Origin of the sequence: Acinetobacter sp. CIP-A165, assembly GCF_000367985.1 — a bacterium.
Classification (GTDB): Bacteria; Pseudomonadota; Gammaproteobacteria; order Pseudomonadales; family Moraxellaceae; genus Acinetobacter.
This window is the reverse complement of record NZ_KB849202.1, coordinates 341,493-355,389: the sequence shown is the minus strand read 5'-3', so window position 1 is coordinate 355,389 and position 13,897 is coordinate 341,493. Positions and strand designations below refer to the sequence as shown.

Here is a 13,897-nt window from a genome sequence, read left to right as displayed (position 1 = left end):
CAGTTTGATTGTCATATCGGGAGTACAACTGGCCACCAAATATCATGGCCCGCATTTCAAATGCCACCCTGCTGAACCTACCAAGACCTTAACAATATAGATTAGGAATCCAACCCTGTTTGTTCAATTCTCCATTTTAAGTGGCAAATTGAGATTGGCATAGGGCGTTACCTACCTGCAGGTGAGCATGCTTATCAGTAGCACATATGGCTACTGAATTTATTTTAGGATGAGTTGGACGATGTTGTTGGGCAGCTGGGTAATCAGTTGTGATATAAAAATTAAATTAGAAAATGGAGAAGCAATGGAGCTGGAATACCTTCACTAGTTGCTTGGCTTGTTTTCAAGGGGTGGAGTCAACAGAAAGAAAAAGAGGTAATTGCCTTGGAGGCTAAGAATACTTTAATTAATTTAGAGAAACTATTCTTAATTCAAGAAGATATATTATTTTGGTTTACATTAAATAATGGGGTGGTAGATGAGAGGGCATTTCAAGAATTTAAGCAAGTGAAAGATTCCCTTGAAAATTCAATAATGTTATTAAGCCATGCACTAAAAGACCAAGAATTAACTCAATATTTAGATGAGGTATTAGATGTTGTAAAAAAACTTGAAAGAACTCTAACCGGATACAATAAGAGTTTTCTTGATTTAGGTGATATTAAGACTTTTTCACTGGGTAGTTACAAGCATCTTAAAACAGAATTACTTGAATACGCCTTATATAAAAAGAAAATAACTTACAATTTAAATCTGGACAATTAATCACCCAACGAACCGCAACACATTACCCCACACAGTAGCTCTATCAATAACGATGGGGCTTTATTTTACAATGTCTTACTCTTTTACTTGGATGAAACGCCGTACTTTTCAACTTTTACTTAGATGTACTCTAATGGAATGATGGATATGTCAACCTTATGCATTCAGAATTGGGAAAGGCCTAATAGGTCGCCTATACGGAATAATGTATAGAATCCGTATAGCCATTAAACAAAAATGAGTGGTGACCAGCCATAGGCGCATGTCTAAGCTTCCTAAACGATTCTGATTATCCGATAAGCCCCCTTCCTTTCCTTGATGTACCTTGATGGAATCAAATAACCATCAAATAGCTAAAAGCCTTATTCCGTATCGGTTAGCTGTCATTTTAATGGTCTTACTACTGGTAACCCATCAAGGAAAATTATCAAGTTGCCCCATAAGGCGTATTGGGTGAATTTACCCTTACGTAGTCTTACAAAACACCTTATCGTCAAAAGTGATGTAAAGCCCAATTGGTATGACTTTAAACCCTATTTAATCCACTTCTAAACATCAGGCTGTAAGGGTAAATGATATTCACCAAAGCGCCGTACTGGGCCAGTGATTTAAATCCATTTTGTTTTACGTAGTTTTACGAAATCAATTTATTTAGGTTGACAGAATGGGAGGTTACCAAAAAGGCTAAAGCCTTTCTGTATATAGGTTTGAATAGGATTTAATGCTTATTTTAAGTGCGTTTCGTCAACCTAAATTACAGATACTTTGTATAGCTAAATTCACGGCGTTTTTGTCGGTCAAAATGTCAAAACAATTGATTTGTTTTTTAGTGTGTTATGGCTATATGAGCACAGTTAAATGTCAAAGGTTCTGTCGAACTAGAAAGTAATTTTCTGTGTTCAGTCAGCCAATAAAAAGCCCCCTGTGAAGGAGGCTGCCGTTTATTCGTATGGTATGAATTGGTTACTATCATCTTGCAACAATCGTAATAGCTTAGGGTGAATAAAAAGCTTTTCTTTGCCTAGTTGCAGTTCATGTAATACCCCAATTTCTACAAGTTTTTTTAAGTATGTTGATGCTGCTTGACGCTTAGCTATATTTTTGTCAACTAGGTTCGATATACGACTGTATGGTTGCTCAAAAATAGTATCAACTAGCTCACGAGTATAAATTTTATCTGCATGAGTTCTTATATATTCAATTGTATGCTCATGTAGGCTTTTAATGGCTGTAATTTTAGATATAGTCCATTCACTAGTGTTCTTTACTGCTTGCAGCATAAACATTACCCAAGAGCGCCAATCACCTTCTTTGGTCACATTGAGTAGCAACTCGTAATATTGTGATTTATTTTGAATAATGAATCGACTTAGATAAAGAATAGGTAAGCTTAATAAGTTGCAATCCATAAGGTAGAGAATATTTAAAATTCTTCCTGTACGACCATTCCCATCAATAAAAGGGTGGATTGCCTCGAATTGATAATGAGCTATAGCCATTTTAACTAAGGGGTCTAGTTCTTCATCGTAATGAATAAATTTTTCCCAATCTGATAATAATGTCCGAATTACATCCTCACCTGCTGGAGGGGTATAAATAATTTCTCCTGTATAACTATTCTTTAATGCTGTACCTGTGGTTGCTCTGATACCTAAATCCACGCCTTTAATAGTTTGGCATATCTCAATAGTTGTGCCTGTGCATAGCGGTCTTTCTTTAATTGATTGAACCCCTTTATACAATGCAGTTCTATACCTTAAAGCTTCTTTAGTTGCATGATCCGCATGTTCATCATTGCCCTGTGCATGCTGAAATAGTTTGTCTGTGGTTGTGACAATATTTTCAATTTCTGAGCTGTCTTTGGCTTCTAATAGTGGAATAATATTTATTAGAATCGTTTGATTTGGTATCAACTCACCAGCCTGCTTTAATTCGGCTAACGCTGATCTAGCCTCAATACATAATTTTAAGACTGCCTTATCCTCTACATCTTGGGCTGGTGGCAAATGTGGTAAGGCATTATATGGTTGATCTGCTTGCCATTGGCTCATTACTGTTATCTCACTTTGTATCGATTACAATAAGAAAAATCGACATGATTTTTAGTTTATGTCGATAGGATAAACATAAGACGACCTTCATGTCGATATATTTAATAAAAATCGACATGAAGTTGTAATTATGTCGATGCAATAAACATGACTAGACAAATATGTCGATAAAAACTAAAAAGTCGAACATGAGTTTTGGTATGTGTCGATGGTATAAACATATTAATAGTCATGTGTCGATTTAGATGGAGAAAATAAAGATTAAAAGCCTTAACTAGGCTTGGCTTTGTTGCACAAAGCTATTCTTGAAGGTTTCTTCAGCAATATAATTTCCAGATGAAGAAGCCTGTCCCTAAAATCTACCGTACCACCAATTGGTCCTCGTATAACCAAGCTTTAATCAAGCGAGGAAATATTTCAATTTGGTTTGATCCCAAGACCCAATGGTATGCACAGCCACAAGGCAAGCATGGACGAAATCAAACTTATTCCGATACAGCGATTCAATGCTGTTTAATGATCAAATCTCTATTCCGTCTTTCTTTACGTATGGTCACAGGCTTTGCTCAAAGCCTGATTAAACTCTGTGGTTTGAATTGGACAGCACCAGATTACTCCACCCTCTGTAGACGACAAAAGCATATTGATATTGCGATAAGCTATCAGAAAAGTCGTGATGGGTTACACCTACTCGTCGACTCTACAGGGTTAAAATTTTTAGGTGAAGGCGAATGGAAGCGTAAGAAACATCAGCCTGAATATCGTCGCCAATGGCGCAAACTTCATATTGGTATAGATGCTAAGACCCTTCAAATAAGAGCAGTTCAGCTCACAACAAACAATGTGAGTGATTCACAGGTGCTTGGTGATTTGCTTGATCAAATTCCGTTGGATGAACGAATTGATTCAGTCTATACAGATGGTGCTTATGACACAAAGCACTGCCGACAAGTCATTTTAGATCGAGATGCTCATGCAGTCATTCCACCGAGGAAGAATGCAAAGCTTTGGAAAGATAAGAAATTGAGATCTTTAGAGAGGAATGAATTATTAAAAACAGTCAAACGGCTAGGTCGGTCACTTTGGAAAAAATGGTCTGGTTATCATCGTCGAAGTTTAGTGGAAACCAAAATGCATTGCATCAAATTATTAGGCGATAAATTAACAGCAAGGAGTTTTCCTAGTCAGGTGAATGAGATTCATGCGCGTGTAGCAGTTTTGAATAAATTCACAGAATTAGGTCGACCTCATACCCAAGTTGTCACTTGAATTTAGCTCAATTAGGGTAGTATTGCCTTTCAAACCTTTGTGCAACAAAGCCTCGGGTAATTATTAATAGCTCGGATTAAAGTTGGTAACTCAGCTTCACTCACATGGGCCATATTTTCTTTTTTCCCCTGCTGTAGAAACTTTTGAATGCCCTCTAATAGGTTGTAATCAATTCGCCCTGTTACCTTTGCATAATCATAAATATCACGGCACATAGCCCGAACTCGGCTTACCTGTTCATAGATACCCTGCTTCTGCTGAATACCTTTTAAATGATTCATCCACTCAATAGGTTTAATGCTGGTGTACAAGCGTTTGCCAAAAATAGGGAATATATGCTTTTCCAATGCGCCTTTATTTCGGGTCATAGTGTCATGCACCCAAGTATTTACTTTGGTTTCTAACCACTCACGCGCCAACACCTCAAAGGTAGCGTTATTATGGTCCAGCTCTTGGCGCTTGCGTTCCTGCTTAGTAATGATTGGATTATCGCCGTGGGATATATCTAGAATAATCTCAGATGCTTTCTTTCTTGCACCTTTACCTGACAATTCAGGGTAAGTACCGATACCAAGCCATGACCACTTACCATCAGCCTTTTTATACCTAAATAACCATGCTTTCTTACCATCAGGCTTTACACGGAAATATAAGTCATCGCCGTCTAACTCCCGATATTCTTTTAATTCAGGTTCAAGGTTAGCGAGTACGGTATCTGACAAAGGACGGCGTTTGATATCTGTTCTTTTCATGAGCTTGTACACCAGCGAGTTCAATAAATATTGCAATGTACATGACAGTGTACACGGCGTATGTACACTATAGCTAGTTATGTTTGGGTATGTTCAGGCAAGAAAAAAGGCTTGATCCTTTTAGAATCAAGCCTTTATCTTTTAAAACTTGGCATATTTTGCCATGTTTTGGAAGGTATATGGTGGAGGTGGCGGCTACCTAATTAATTAAACAAATACATAATTTAAAAGGTAAATTATTCAAAAAAATCACTTATGTATAACATCTGTATAACAAATTAAAAATTTCACGCCAAATATGAGTTCTATTTCCGATTCAGGATTTGAACTCAGGTACTGGTATCCTATTGCTTGGTCACATTTGAAATGCGACCAAGTGAATTCTGGATTTAAAATCCACACATTATTCCGCACAGCCATTTAATTAAATAATAAAAAACACGGTGCAAATACGGTGCAAAGCAACTAAAGATATTCAGCACTAATCATATCTTCATGTGTAAATACCCATTTATAAATTTCCCATTTAGAACCTTCCAAAATATATGTTTCTCCGTGAATTTTCTTAAAGTAACGACCATTTAGATAAAAGTCAGCGCCATATACCTCTTTATAAATATTACTACTCATTTTATTGGCTCCGTTAGACATATAGAAAATATAACAGATGTAGAGATCACACACATATATATGACAGCAATGGCCAAAGGTTGGAAAAGGCTTTTTTAATGTGATTTTAAAGATTTTGAAAATTTCAGGTGAGAAAAAAAAGAGGTTAGAAAAGTTAGAAATTTATAAAATAGTATTCAAATATATGATTTATAAAGATTAATTACAATTTTAAAAAGGTTAGAAAATGGTTAGATTATGGTTAGTTCTAACCTCTAATTTTGGTTAGAAGTTCTAACCTTTTATATTATTGTTTTATATACATATTTTGACTTTTATAACTTTTTTCTAACCGCTTCTAACCTTTATATGGTTAGAAATTTAATTATTAAATATCAGATACTTAAATATTAAAAACCTTTCATTTTACTGTTTCTAACTTTTTTTAAGCACTATTGATTGAGTTGACGGAACTTTTGATAAATCGCAAGTTGTAGGCATTCATAGAATCCCTGTTGAATTATGTAGAACTGAAATTTGAGCATTCGGCTGTGTCATGCACCAGTACTGCTGTGGCTTAGAGGGTCATCGGTTGGGATCACAAATCTGTTGAATATTCGACATATTTACTGTGCAGGTGAGGTGGGGGGTCAACCGCCCGGCTTGAACCGGATTCTGTGGTTTTGGAAACTTTGGCCAAAAAAAAGCCCTCACACATGGAGGACTTTTATTTTCGTGTAAATACTGTGATTAGCTTTGTTTATCTGGCTTCACCTGTGGCCATGCCTGGTCTAATCGTTCTGCATCAATTGCGTGTCCATCAGCTGCTGCTGCGATTGCTCCACCACGGTCTGCCATTGTTTTGAGTACGAAGTTGCAGGTCTTTCCATATTCAACGATGGCTTCATGGGTACCTGAGGACAAACGTTTGTTTGTATCACTGATCTGCTTTGACAACCGGTCAACAGCCAAAGCACTGTCACTGGCAGCAGCCAACGCAACTTGTAAGTTTTTATTTGCATTTCGTTCTGACTCCAAAAGTTCTTGCGACCATGCCTGCTCTACTTCATGCACTTCATTGGCACGTTGCGATGCAAGCAAATCACGTTGTGTTTCAGCTAAAGTTTTTTGTGATTCGAGTAAATCAATTTGATGTGACTTACTTGTGCAGCTGGTGACTGAAAATGCCAAAGCGATGGCCAAGGCAGCCATCACGATGAGTTTCCAATTTTTAATTGCCAAAGCAATATTCATTATTGTTTTTCCTGTTTGAATTGAAGTTGATGAAACTCTTTGAAGCGGATGATCTGATCACCTGCCCATTCGTTCACTGTGTTAGCGAATAAATTTTGAAGTGGGACAATTTCGGAATACCAATAGGCTTCACGTGCTTCACTGATTGATCCGAAGCCACCTGCATTTGATGGAATGATTCCGAGCAATTGCGGTGGTGTACGTTGGGATGCAAGAACGTCATCACGTGTGACGTTTTTAATATTTAAGAATTCATCTTTGGCAGCCAATTCACTGATCGGAATCAGTTGTAAGCCATCCTTTTTCCCACCAGGTGCATGAAGGAATAAATTGCGGAAGTTACCTGGACCACGTGAATCTTTCATGGCTTGTTTCAGACCTTCCACGTCATCATCATCAATCCCTGAATCGGTCATGTATAAGATGAAGCCAGCATGAGATCCGTTGTTGTAGTACTTGCGACGGAATAAAGTTGCTGATTCATTTAGCCAAACGGATTGAAGTGCAGCGATATATTCAGGGGTACCATAGATTTCTTGATCGACATCAATGCCTTTAATGTGGCAAACGGTACCAGGTTTAAAAATATGTTCTTCAAAACCATTCAGTAGCTGTAAAAATTCCGTTGGATCTTTCATGCGTCTGGTGTACTTGGCCATGAGTCCATCATAGTGGTGTGGCTCATTCAATCGATTATCGATCCGCTGTAAATAGCCATTACCAAAAACCAAATAGTCAAAAGCAATGCGTTCAAACTCAGATGAACTGATCAATTTATTGGGCGTGAATGACGACACCAGTTGATTCTTTTTATAAAAAACTGCAGTCGACAAATAAGGCATTGCCTTAAAGGATTTTGCCAAAGCATTCATACTGATGTGGGGTTCGTAATAATTGCCACACAGCCATGTTTCATAGAACTGTGATAAATCACGGCCATTCATCACCGGTTCTGCATCACCGAACGTAAATGCCTGCACTTTGCTGTCGGACATTAGTAAATCTCCATAGAGGATTTTTTAGATTTTGTTTGGTCATCAAGGGTTAAAGGTTCATTTGCGAACGCATGGAAAATGGCAAAAGCCAAATCTGCATGACCGATGTTTTCTGCACGTGATGCTTCAAATGTCATTTGTCTTTGGGAAGCAGTCAGTGTTTTTCGAATTGCCATAATTGACATGGCCACGTCAGTGGATCCGGCATCAAATTCAAAACGTCCTTTGTTGATCACATCCATTGCTTTCATGACCAATTGTGTTTTGACATCGACGCTATAATTGAAGGTCGTTAAATTTGGGAAGAATTCAAGGACCAATTGCGCCACACCAGTACCCATACCTGACTTGTCTAAGCCGATATATTTGACGTTGTATTTGGTTGTTAATTTTTTGATGTATTGCGCTTGGCTGGCAAAGTCCATGCCTTTGAACTGATGATGTTCAAGTAAACGGAATTTTGGATAATCAGGTTCAGGTGGTGCAATGACCACAAGCCCTGCACTGTCGCCACTTTCTGCTGGATCGTATCCAATCCAAACTGGTTTATTACCAAATGGACGAAGTGCCAATGGCTTAAAATCTTTGGACCATACTTCCCAAGAGTCGACCATACATGGCTGAATGATGGACAGTGGAAATACACTGTGACCATCATCAACGAATTCACACATATATAAATTTGCGAATTCTTCAGGACTGTTTTCGGCAATCAATTCATCAATATCGAATAGATCACAGCCTTGGCGTTCAGCATCTTGAATATTGACAATATGTCGCCACATTTTGTCGCCACATAAAGCACCGTCTCTTAAATTTGCATGACTGGTGTCAATCTCAACTCGATTTTCTTTGGTACGACCTTTATTGAAAGCATCCCCTGTCCAAAAGGCATACGCTTCATGCGTTTTACTTGAAGGTGTAGAAAAATAAGTTTTTTTATACTGCTTTTGGGCAGCCATTGCCGATGCCACTTTTTTCAGTGTGGCAAAGCCATGTACCCAAAAGAATTCATCAAAATATAAGTCGCCATGGTATGACTGTGCTGTTTTGGCATTGGTACCCAAGAAAATCAGCTGAACAGTATTGCCGCATGGCAATGTGATTGAAATCGGATCGCCTTGCAGATCCACTTCAATAGACTGCATGACAAAGTTTTTAATATAAGTTTTAAAACCATGTGCCTGGGCTTTGGATGCAGACAAGAAAATTTGATTTCGACCTGTGGTTACAGCTTTGATCAATGCTTCACGTGCAAAATAGAAAGTCGCACCAACCTGACGTGATTTTAATAAGGCACGATTTCGCTGTTCACGCGCACGGTACCACACCTTTTGATACTCAAATAAACCTTCATCAAAGTCTTCAAGAAGTTTTTCGACTTGTTCTTCAGTCAGTGCATTTGGCTGTTTTGGCTTACGCGGACCGGCATTTCTATTTTTTAATTTTGGATTCAGGTCGGTTTCATTGCCACCATCAGAATATTTATCAATGCGTGCCATGCGTTCCAGCTGGCGCATGAGCAAATCAATTTCCTTGTAATCACCAGGTGTTTTTTTCTCAAGAATAATCAGTTTGATCAATTGAGCAGTTAAAGCTTCACCGACTCGACCTGCAGGTGCATCTTTGTCCCATTCATCGCGTGTTTTCCAAGCGTGAACATTTTTATCAGGCTCGTCGATGTAATCTGCAATCGAGCTGATTCGCCACCCCATCCAATACAAAAATTTTGCTAGAAGGCGTTTGTCGAAGTTTAGATTTTTCGGTGTATCAAGTGCTTTATCCATTGGCTCATTAAGCCAACGCTATAACATTTATTCATTGTGGCTACTTTGTAAAACCCACTTAATACAAGCCTTTTGCATTGAATGTTTATGCCGTTCTTCCGATTCTGCTAACTACTTTAAATAGATTTTATCTATCGACATAGACACAGGATTCAGAAATGAAGAAATCCAAATTTTTCCGTGTTGCTGTTGCTGGATCCACGACTGACGGTCGCGTGATCGAAGCGACATGGATTCAACAAATGGCTGACAGCTACGATCCAAATACATACACAGCCTTAGGCAATCTTGAGCACTACCGTGGCTTTTCACCAAGTTCTGAATTTGGCACGTATGCAAAGGTCACTGCCCTAAAAGCTGAAGAAGTAGAAATCAACGGTACCAAAAAACTTGCTTTATTTGCCCAAGTTGATGCTTTCGATCAATTAATCGAACTTCACAATGCTGGTCAGAAATTATTTACGTCCATTGAAGTCAATCCAAATTTTGCAGATACCGGCAAGGCATATTTGGTCGGTTTAGCATTTACTGACACCCCAGCTTCATTAGGTACGCAAATCATGGAATTTGCTGCTAAACAGCCTGAAGCGAACCCATTTGTGGGGCGTAAACAAGATGCAGCCAATTTATTTACTGCAGCTGAAGAAGCATCAATCGAATTTGAAGACGGCCAAGAAGCCCCAGCAAAGGGTCTGTTTTCTAAAGTTTTGGATTGGTTGAAGCCACAACAAGAACAACAAGACAATAAAAATAAAGACCAATTCAAAGAAGTATCTGACTCGCTAGAAGCGATTGCAAAAACCTTTGGTGAAAGTCAGACCAAGTTGCAAAAGGTCGAAACTGAGTTTTCGGAACTTAAAACCAAGCATTCTAAATTGGAAAAAGACTTCACTGATCTTAAAGCTAAATTAGAAGGCGAAGAAAATCCAGGTACACCACCTGCACCTGAAAACACTGGCAACTTCTCTGAAAAAGTTGATTACTAAAATTCAAAACTTTTAAGTCAAATACTTAAAATAACTGGAAATTAAAGATGAAAAATACAACTCGTTTAAAGTACTCAGCACTTATGCTAAGTATCGCAACTGCCAACGGTGTTGCTGTTGCGTCTGACAAATTTAATGTCGATCCTTCTATTGCTCAGAAGATGGTAGATGCACTTCAAGAGTCTTCAGCCTTTCTTCAACAAATTAATATGCAGCCAGTTGATGATCTGGAAGGTGAAGCAATTGGCTTGACTCAAGGTTCAACCATCGCAGGTCGTTCAAACACTAAAGGTGGAACTAAACGTACACCAGTAGATCCAACTGGATTAAAGTCTAATCCATACAAATGCCATAAAACCGATTTTGACGTGGCTATTCGTTACGAAAAATTAGATGCGTGGGCAAAATTCCCAGATTTCTATGCGCGCTGGAAAAAATTTGTTGACCGTGCGATTGCTCTAGACATGATCATGATCGGCTGGAATGGTACAAGTGCTGCTGCACAGACTGACCGCCAAGCGAATCCACTGCTTCAAGATGTGAATATTGGCTGGTTGCAAAAAATCCGTACCAATGCACCTGAACGCTATATGCCTGAAGTGGTTGAAGCATCAGGAAAAGTACAAATCGGTGCAGCAGGTGATTATAAAAACTTAGATGCACTGGTTGTCGATGTTGTCAGCAACTTGATTGGTGAGATCCATCAAGATGATACCGATCTGGTGGTGATCTGTGGTCGTCAATTGCTGAATGATAAAAACTTCCCATTGGTGAATGATGCATCTGACAATACCAATGTATTGGCAGGTCAAGTGCTATTAAGCCAAAAACAAATTGGTGGTTTACCAGCAGTTCGTGTTCCATTCTTCCCAGATGATGCACTACTGGTGACATCACTAGACAACTTGTCAATTTACTTCCAAGAAACTGGCAAGCGTCGTCAAATTGTTGATAACTCATCACTGGATCAAGTTGAAGAATATCAATCTTCAAATGATGCGTATGTCATCGAAAACTACGAAAAAGTAGGTTTCGTGGAAAATATCGAAATTCTATAAATAGGTGAATTATGTTGAGTCCAGCTCGACGACACCTACTGAAAGCCAAGGCAGCGATTGAAGCTGCCAAGGCTGATGAATTTGGTGGTGTACGTCCAGACGCAAGCGTCTACCAATTACAACTGACCGAACTCAAAAACGATATTCATGTTTTACGTTCAATTCAGTCGCAAGAAAAACGTGCTGAAGCGAAAAAAGAACTTATTCCAAAGCACATGCCTTATGTGTTGGGTATTGTTCAGTCAGGCGCAAAAGTTGAACAGGATGAAGTCATTACCACCATCATGCTGTGGTGCTTTGACTGTGGTCTATTCAATCAAGGTTTAAGTCTTGCTGAATATGCTTTAGAGCAAAACCTAAAAATGCCTGATTCGTTTAGTCGCAGTACTGCAAGTATTGTTGCTGAAGAAATTGGTAATGCTGCACACAAAGCTTATCAAGATGGCCAAGTCTTTAAACTTGATGTTCTTGAAAAAGCCACTCAATTAACTGCTGATTACGATATGCATGACCAGATTCGCGCCAAATTATATTTAGGTATTGGTCGTACTTTCCTGCAGTTAGATCGTGGATCTGAAGCCGTTGCATTCCTCAAAATGGCGATTGCAAAAAATGAAAACTGTGGCGGTAAAACTGATCTGAAAAAGGCTGAAAAGCTTTACAAAGAACAATTAAAAAATTCACCTGAACCGATGCTGAATGCTGATGGTTCACAGGTCGTCGATGATCAAGGCAACTTGATGTTTCATCCGACGTAACGAGTGCCCCGCACCAACCGAGGGGCAGAATTGACGCTGTAATGAAATTTTTATGCGTAATTACAAACTCAATTCTCCACCCCTCAACTATTAGAGAATGACAATGACCGGACTAATTGCAAACGGCAACCGCAACAATGAAGAAGTTGTCATCACCAGTGATTCATTTTTCCCTGGCATATCGAGCAAAGCGATTCGTGAAGCATTGCGCTTTGATGGAAGTATCACTGATCAGCGTTTAATTCCTGCAATTGAATCAGCCATCATTGAAGTCAATGATCAGCTCGAATCCCTGACATCAAAAGCAGCATCACTTGCTGAAATCAGTCCAAAAACCATCACCACAAAAGGTGTGGAAAAACCCATCACTGAAGTTCTGTATTTTCGTGCCGTTGCAGCAGCTGTTGGTGCTGAACTGACTGAAAAGTATCGTGCTTATGACACCAACAACAATGGTGGCCAAAAAGCAGATGATCTGACACCAACGATTGATGATTACCGTCGAGATCTGCGCTTTGCCATTCGTGATTTAAAAAAAATTCGTCGTTTGAATGTGGAGCTGGTATGACTCAGAAATGTAATTCATGTTTCAAAGGTTTTGATGGACGCAATGGAAATGGCTATCAGCCTTGTTCATGCCTCAAAAAACCTGAATTTGTTCCTGTGCCTGGACCAATCAAAATTGATACACGCTCAAAAAACAGAACTAGCTTCTGGGGAAAGTGGTTTAAATGAAAACTGTTTATGCCATTCAGAATGACACGGTTGACGCAATTTGTTGGCGCAACTATGGACGCTCATCTGGTGTGGTCGAAGCAGTACTTGAAGCCAATCCACACTTGTCTGAATTTGGTCCATTTCTCCCGATGGGGACAAAGGTTCAGTTACCAGAACTTCAAACACAACAAAATAAAACGCAAAGCATTCAGCTTTGGGACTGAGAACAAAAAATATGGCTGAACCAACCACATCAACGACTGTCGCAATTACCGCTTCTGCCGGCTTGGTATCACTCCTTCCATTCGTGAATGGTGATGCACTGTTTGGTGCAGTAATTGGTGCAGCATTTTTGGCATACACCCAAGTGTCACTGAGCTACGGAAAACGTATTTTTTCGCTCATGTTGTCCGTCGCTTTGGGCTATGCCTTAGCCCCTGAAATTTCAAACCGAACTGGTGTGAACAGTCACACTGTCATTGCTTGCTTTACCAGCATGTTTGCCTTGCCTGTTTTGGTGAAGGTCATGAAATGGGTGAACAAGTCGACATTGACTGAAATCTTCAACACCACTTCAAAGTTCTTTTCTGCCCTGTCCAACACTTTTGGAAAGGAGAATAAAAAATGATGCAACTCATGTTGTCGCCATTGGCACAAACAATTTTTTCCATCGTTGCCGTGCTGTGCTATGTGGCATGTGCATTCCGTATTTTATGTTTTGATCGTTTGCACCTGCAAAAATGTTCGTTTCGACTATTTGCAGTTGTTCTGATCTGTGCCTGGACCAATCAAAATTGATAAACGCTCAAAAAACAGAACTAGCTTCTGGGGAAAGTGGTTTAAATGAAAACTGTTTATGCCATTCAGAATGACACGGTTGACGCAATTTGTTGGCG

General features: G+C 39.1%; 14 protein-coding genes and 1 pseudogene. 9 read left to right on the top strand and 6 right to left on the bottom strand.

Annotation, left to right across the window (positions count from 1 at the left end; all coding sequences use genetic code 11):
• Nucleotides 1-384 precede the first annotated feature (384 nt).
• Complete coding sequence (locus tag F991_RS07250; protein WP_004670252.1) at nucleotides 385-765, top strand: hypothetical protein; 381 nt, start codon at nucleotides 385-387, stop codon at nucleotides 763-765.
• Nucleotides 766-1,706: 941 nt separating this feature from the next.
• Here F991_RS07250 and fic read toward each other — a convergent pair.
• A complete protein-coding gene (fic, locus tag F991_RS07245; RefSeq protein WP_004670251.1) occupies nucleotides 1,707-2,816 on the bottom strand; it encodes a protein adenylyltransferase Fic in 1,110 nt (369 codons plus the stop codon).
• A 336-nt stretch (nucleotides 2,817-3,152) separates the two neighbouring features.
• Here fic and F991_RS07240 point away from each other — a divergent pair, with 336 nt between their 5' ends.
• The gene (locus F991_RS07240) at nucleotides 3,153-4,085 is read left to right on the top strand and encodes an IS5 family transposase (RefSeq protein WP_004670248.1); all 933 of its coding nucleotides are present in this window, start codon (nucleotides 3,153-3,155) and stop codon (nucleotides 4,083-4,085) included.
• 47 nt (nucleotides 4,086-4,132) lie between these two features.
• Here F991_RS07240 and F991_RS07235 read toward each other — a convergent pair.
• The 5 genes and pseudogenes from F991_RS07235 to F991_RS07220 all read right to left on the bottom strand — a co-directional run.
• Nucleotides 4,133-4,837, bottom strand: a pseudogene (locus F991_RS07235) (tyrosine-type recombinase/integrase); the annotation flags it as partial.
• A gap of 465 nt (nucleotides 4,838-5,302) precedes the next feature.
• A complete protein-coding gene (locus F991_RS17455; RefSeq protein ID WP_004670245.1) occupies nucleotides 5,303-5,467 on the bottom strand; it encodes a hypothetical protein in 165 nt (54 codons plus the stop codon).
• 729 nt (nucleotides 5,468-6,196) lie between these two features.
• Complete coding sequence (locus F991_RS07230; RefSeq protein WP_004670244.1) at nucleotides 6,197-6,700, bottom strand: hypothetical protein; 504 nt, start codon at nucleotides 6,698-6,700, stop codon at nucleotides 6,197-6,199.
• Nucleotides 6,700-7,695, bottom strand: coding sequence for a phage portal protein (locus tag F991_RS07225; RefSeq protein ID WP_004670243.1), 996 nt, complete (start codon nucleotides 7,693-7,695; stop codon nucleotides 6,700-6,702). Before F991_RS07225 ends, F991_RS07230 begins: the two co-directional genes overlap by 1 nt.
• On the bottom strand, nucleotides 7,695-9,482 hold the full coding sequence (locus tag F991_RS07220; protein WP_004670242.1) for a terminase large subunit domain-containing protein: 1,788 nt from the start codon (nucleotides 9,480-9,482) through the stop codon (nucleotides 7,695-7,697). The genes F991_RS07225 and F991_RS07220 overlap by 1 nt, the downstream gene beginning before the upstream one ends.
• A gap of 158 nt (nucleotides 9,483-9,640) precedes the next feature.
• On the opposite strand from F991_RS07220, the gene F991_RS07215 reads away from it, so the two are divergent.
• The 7 genes from F991_RS07215 to F991_RS17450 all read left to right on the top strand — a co-directional run bounded on the left by F991_RS07215 (nucleotide 9,641) and on the right by F991_RS17450 (nucleotide 13,799).
• Complete coding sequence (locus F991_RS07215) at nucleotides 9,641-10,468, top strand: GPO family capsid scaffolding protein (RefSeq protein ID WP_004670241.1); 828 nt, start codon at nucleotides 9,641-9,643, stop codon at nucleotides 10,466-10,468.
• Between the two features lie 47 nt (nucleotides 10,469-10,515).
• Nucleotides 10,516-11,526 (top strand): phage major capsid protein, P2 family, encoded by a 1,011-nt coding sequence (locus F991_RS07210; protein WP_004670240.1) that lies wholly within the window; start codon nucleotides 10,516-10,518, stop codon nucleotides 11,524-11,526.
• Nucleotides 11,527-11,537: 11 nt separating this feature from the next.
• On the top strand, nucleotides 11,538-12,284 hold the full coding sequence (gene gpM / locus F991_RS07205; protein ID WP_004670239.1) for a phage terminase small subunit: 747 nt from the start codon (nucleotides 11,538-11,540) through the stop codon (nucleotides 12,282-12,284).
• 103 nt (nucleotides 12,285-12,387) lie between these two features.
• Nucleotides 12,388-12,852 carry a head completion/stabilization protein gene (locus tag F991_RS07200; RefSeq protein ID WP_004670238.1) on the top strand — a complete coding sequence of 155 codons (465 nt, stop codon included), beginning with the start codon at nucleotides 12,388-12,390 and terminating at the stop codon, nucleotides 12,850-12,852.
• 163 nt (nucleotides 12,853-13,015) lie between these two features.
• Nucleotides 13,016-13,225, top strand: a complete 210-nt coding sequence (locus tag F991_RS07195) for a tail protein X (RefSeq protein ID WP_004670236.1) — start codon at nucleotides 13,016-13,018, stop codon at nucleotides 13,223-13,225.
• Nucleotides 13,226-13,236: 11 nt separating this feature from the next.
• Entirely contained in the window at nucleotides 13,237-13,629 is a 393-nt protein-coding gene (locus F991_RS07190) for a putative holin (protein WP_002060577.1), read from the top strand.
• Nucleotides 13,626-13,799 (top strand): hypothetical protein, encoded by a 174-nt coding sequence (locus F991_RS17450; RefSeq protein WP_004670235.1) that lies wholly within the window; start codon nucleotides 13,626-13,628, stop codon nucleotides 13,797-13,799. Before F991_RS07190 ends, F991_RS17450 begins: the two co-directional genes overlap by 4 nt.
• Nucleotides 13,800-13,897: the final 98 nt, after the last annotated feature.

Coding starts and splice junctions, on each gene's coding strand:
- F991_RS07220 (WP_004670242.1), bottom strand. CDS start 9,482: ATGGATAAAGCACTTGATACACCGAAAAATCTAAACTTCGACAAACGC.
- F991_RS07195 (WP_004670236.1), top strand. CDS start 13,016: ATGAAAACTGTTTATGCCATTCAGAATGACACGGTTGACGCAATTTGT.
- fic (WP_004670251.1), bottom strand. CDS start 2,816: ATGAGCCAATGGCAAGCAGATCAACCATATAATGCCTTACCACATTTG.
- F991_RS07240 (WP_004670248.1), top strand. CDS start 3,153: ATGAAGAAGCCTGTCCCTAAAATCTACCGTACCACCAATTGGTCCTCG.
- F991_RS07215 (WP_004670241.1), top strand. CDS start 9,641: ATGAAGAAATCCAAATTTTTCCGTGTTGCTGTTGCTGGATCCACGACT.
- F991_RS07200 (WP_004670238.1), top strand. CDS start 12,388: ATGACCGGACTAATTGCAAACGGCAACCGCAACAATGAAGAAGTTGTC.
- F991_RS07225 (WP_004670243.1), bottom strand. CDS start 7,695: ATGTCCGACAGCAAAGTGCAGGCATTTACGTTCGGTGATGCAGAACCG.
- F991_RS17455 (WP_004670245.1), bottom strand. CDS start 5,467: ATGAGTAGTAATATTTATAAAGAGGTATATGGCGCTGACTTTTATCTA.
- F991_RS07210 (WP_004670240.1), top strand. CDS start 10,516: ATGAAAAATACAACTCGTTTAAAGTACTCAGCACTTATGCTAAGTATC.
- F991_RS07190 (WP_002060577.1), top strand. CDS start 13,237: ATGGCTGAACCAACCACATCAACGACTGTCGCAATTACCGCTTCTGCC.
- F991_RS17450 (WP_004670235.1), top strand. CDS start 13,626: ATGATGCAACTCATGTTGTCGCCATTGGCACAAACAATTTTTTCCATC.
- F991_RS07230 (WP_004670244.1), bottom strand. CDS start 6,700: ATGAATATTGCTTTGGCAATTAAAAATTGGAAACTCATCGTGATGGCT.
- gpM (WP_004670239.1), top strand. CDS start 11,538: ATGTTGAGTCCAGCTCGACGACACCTACTGAAAGCCAAGGCAGCGATT.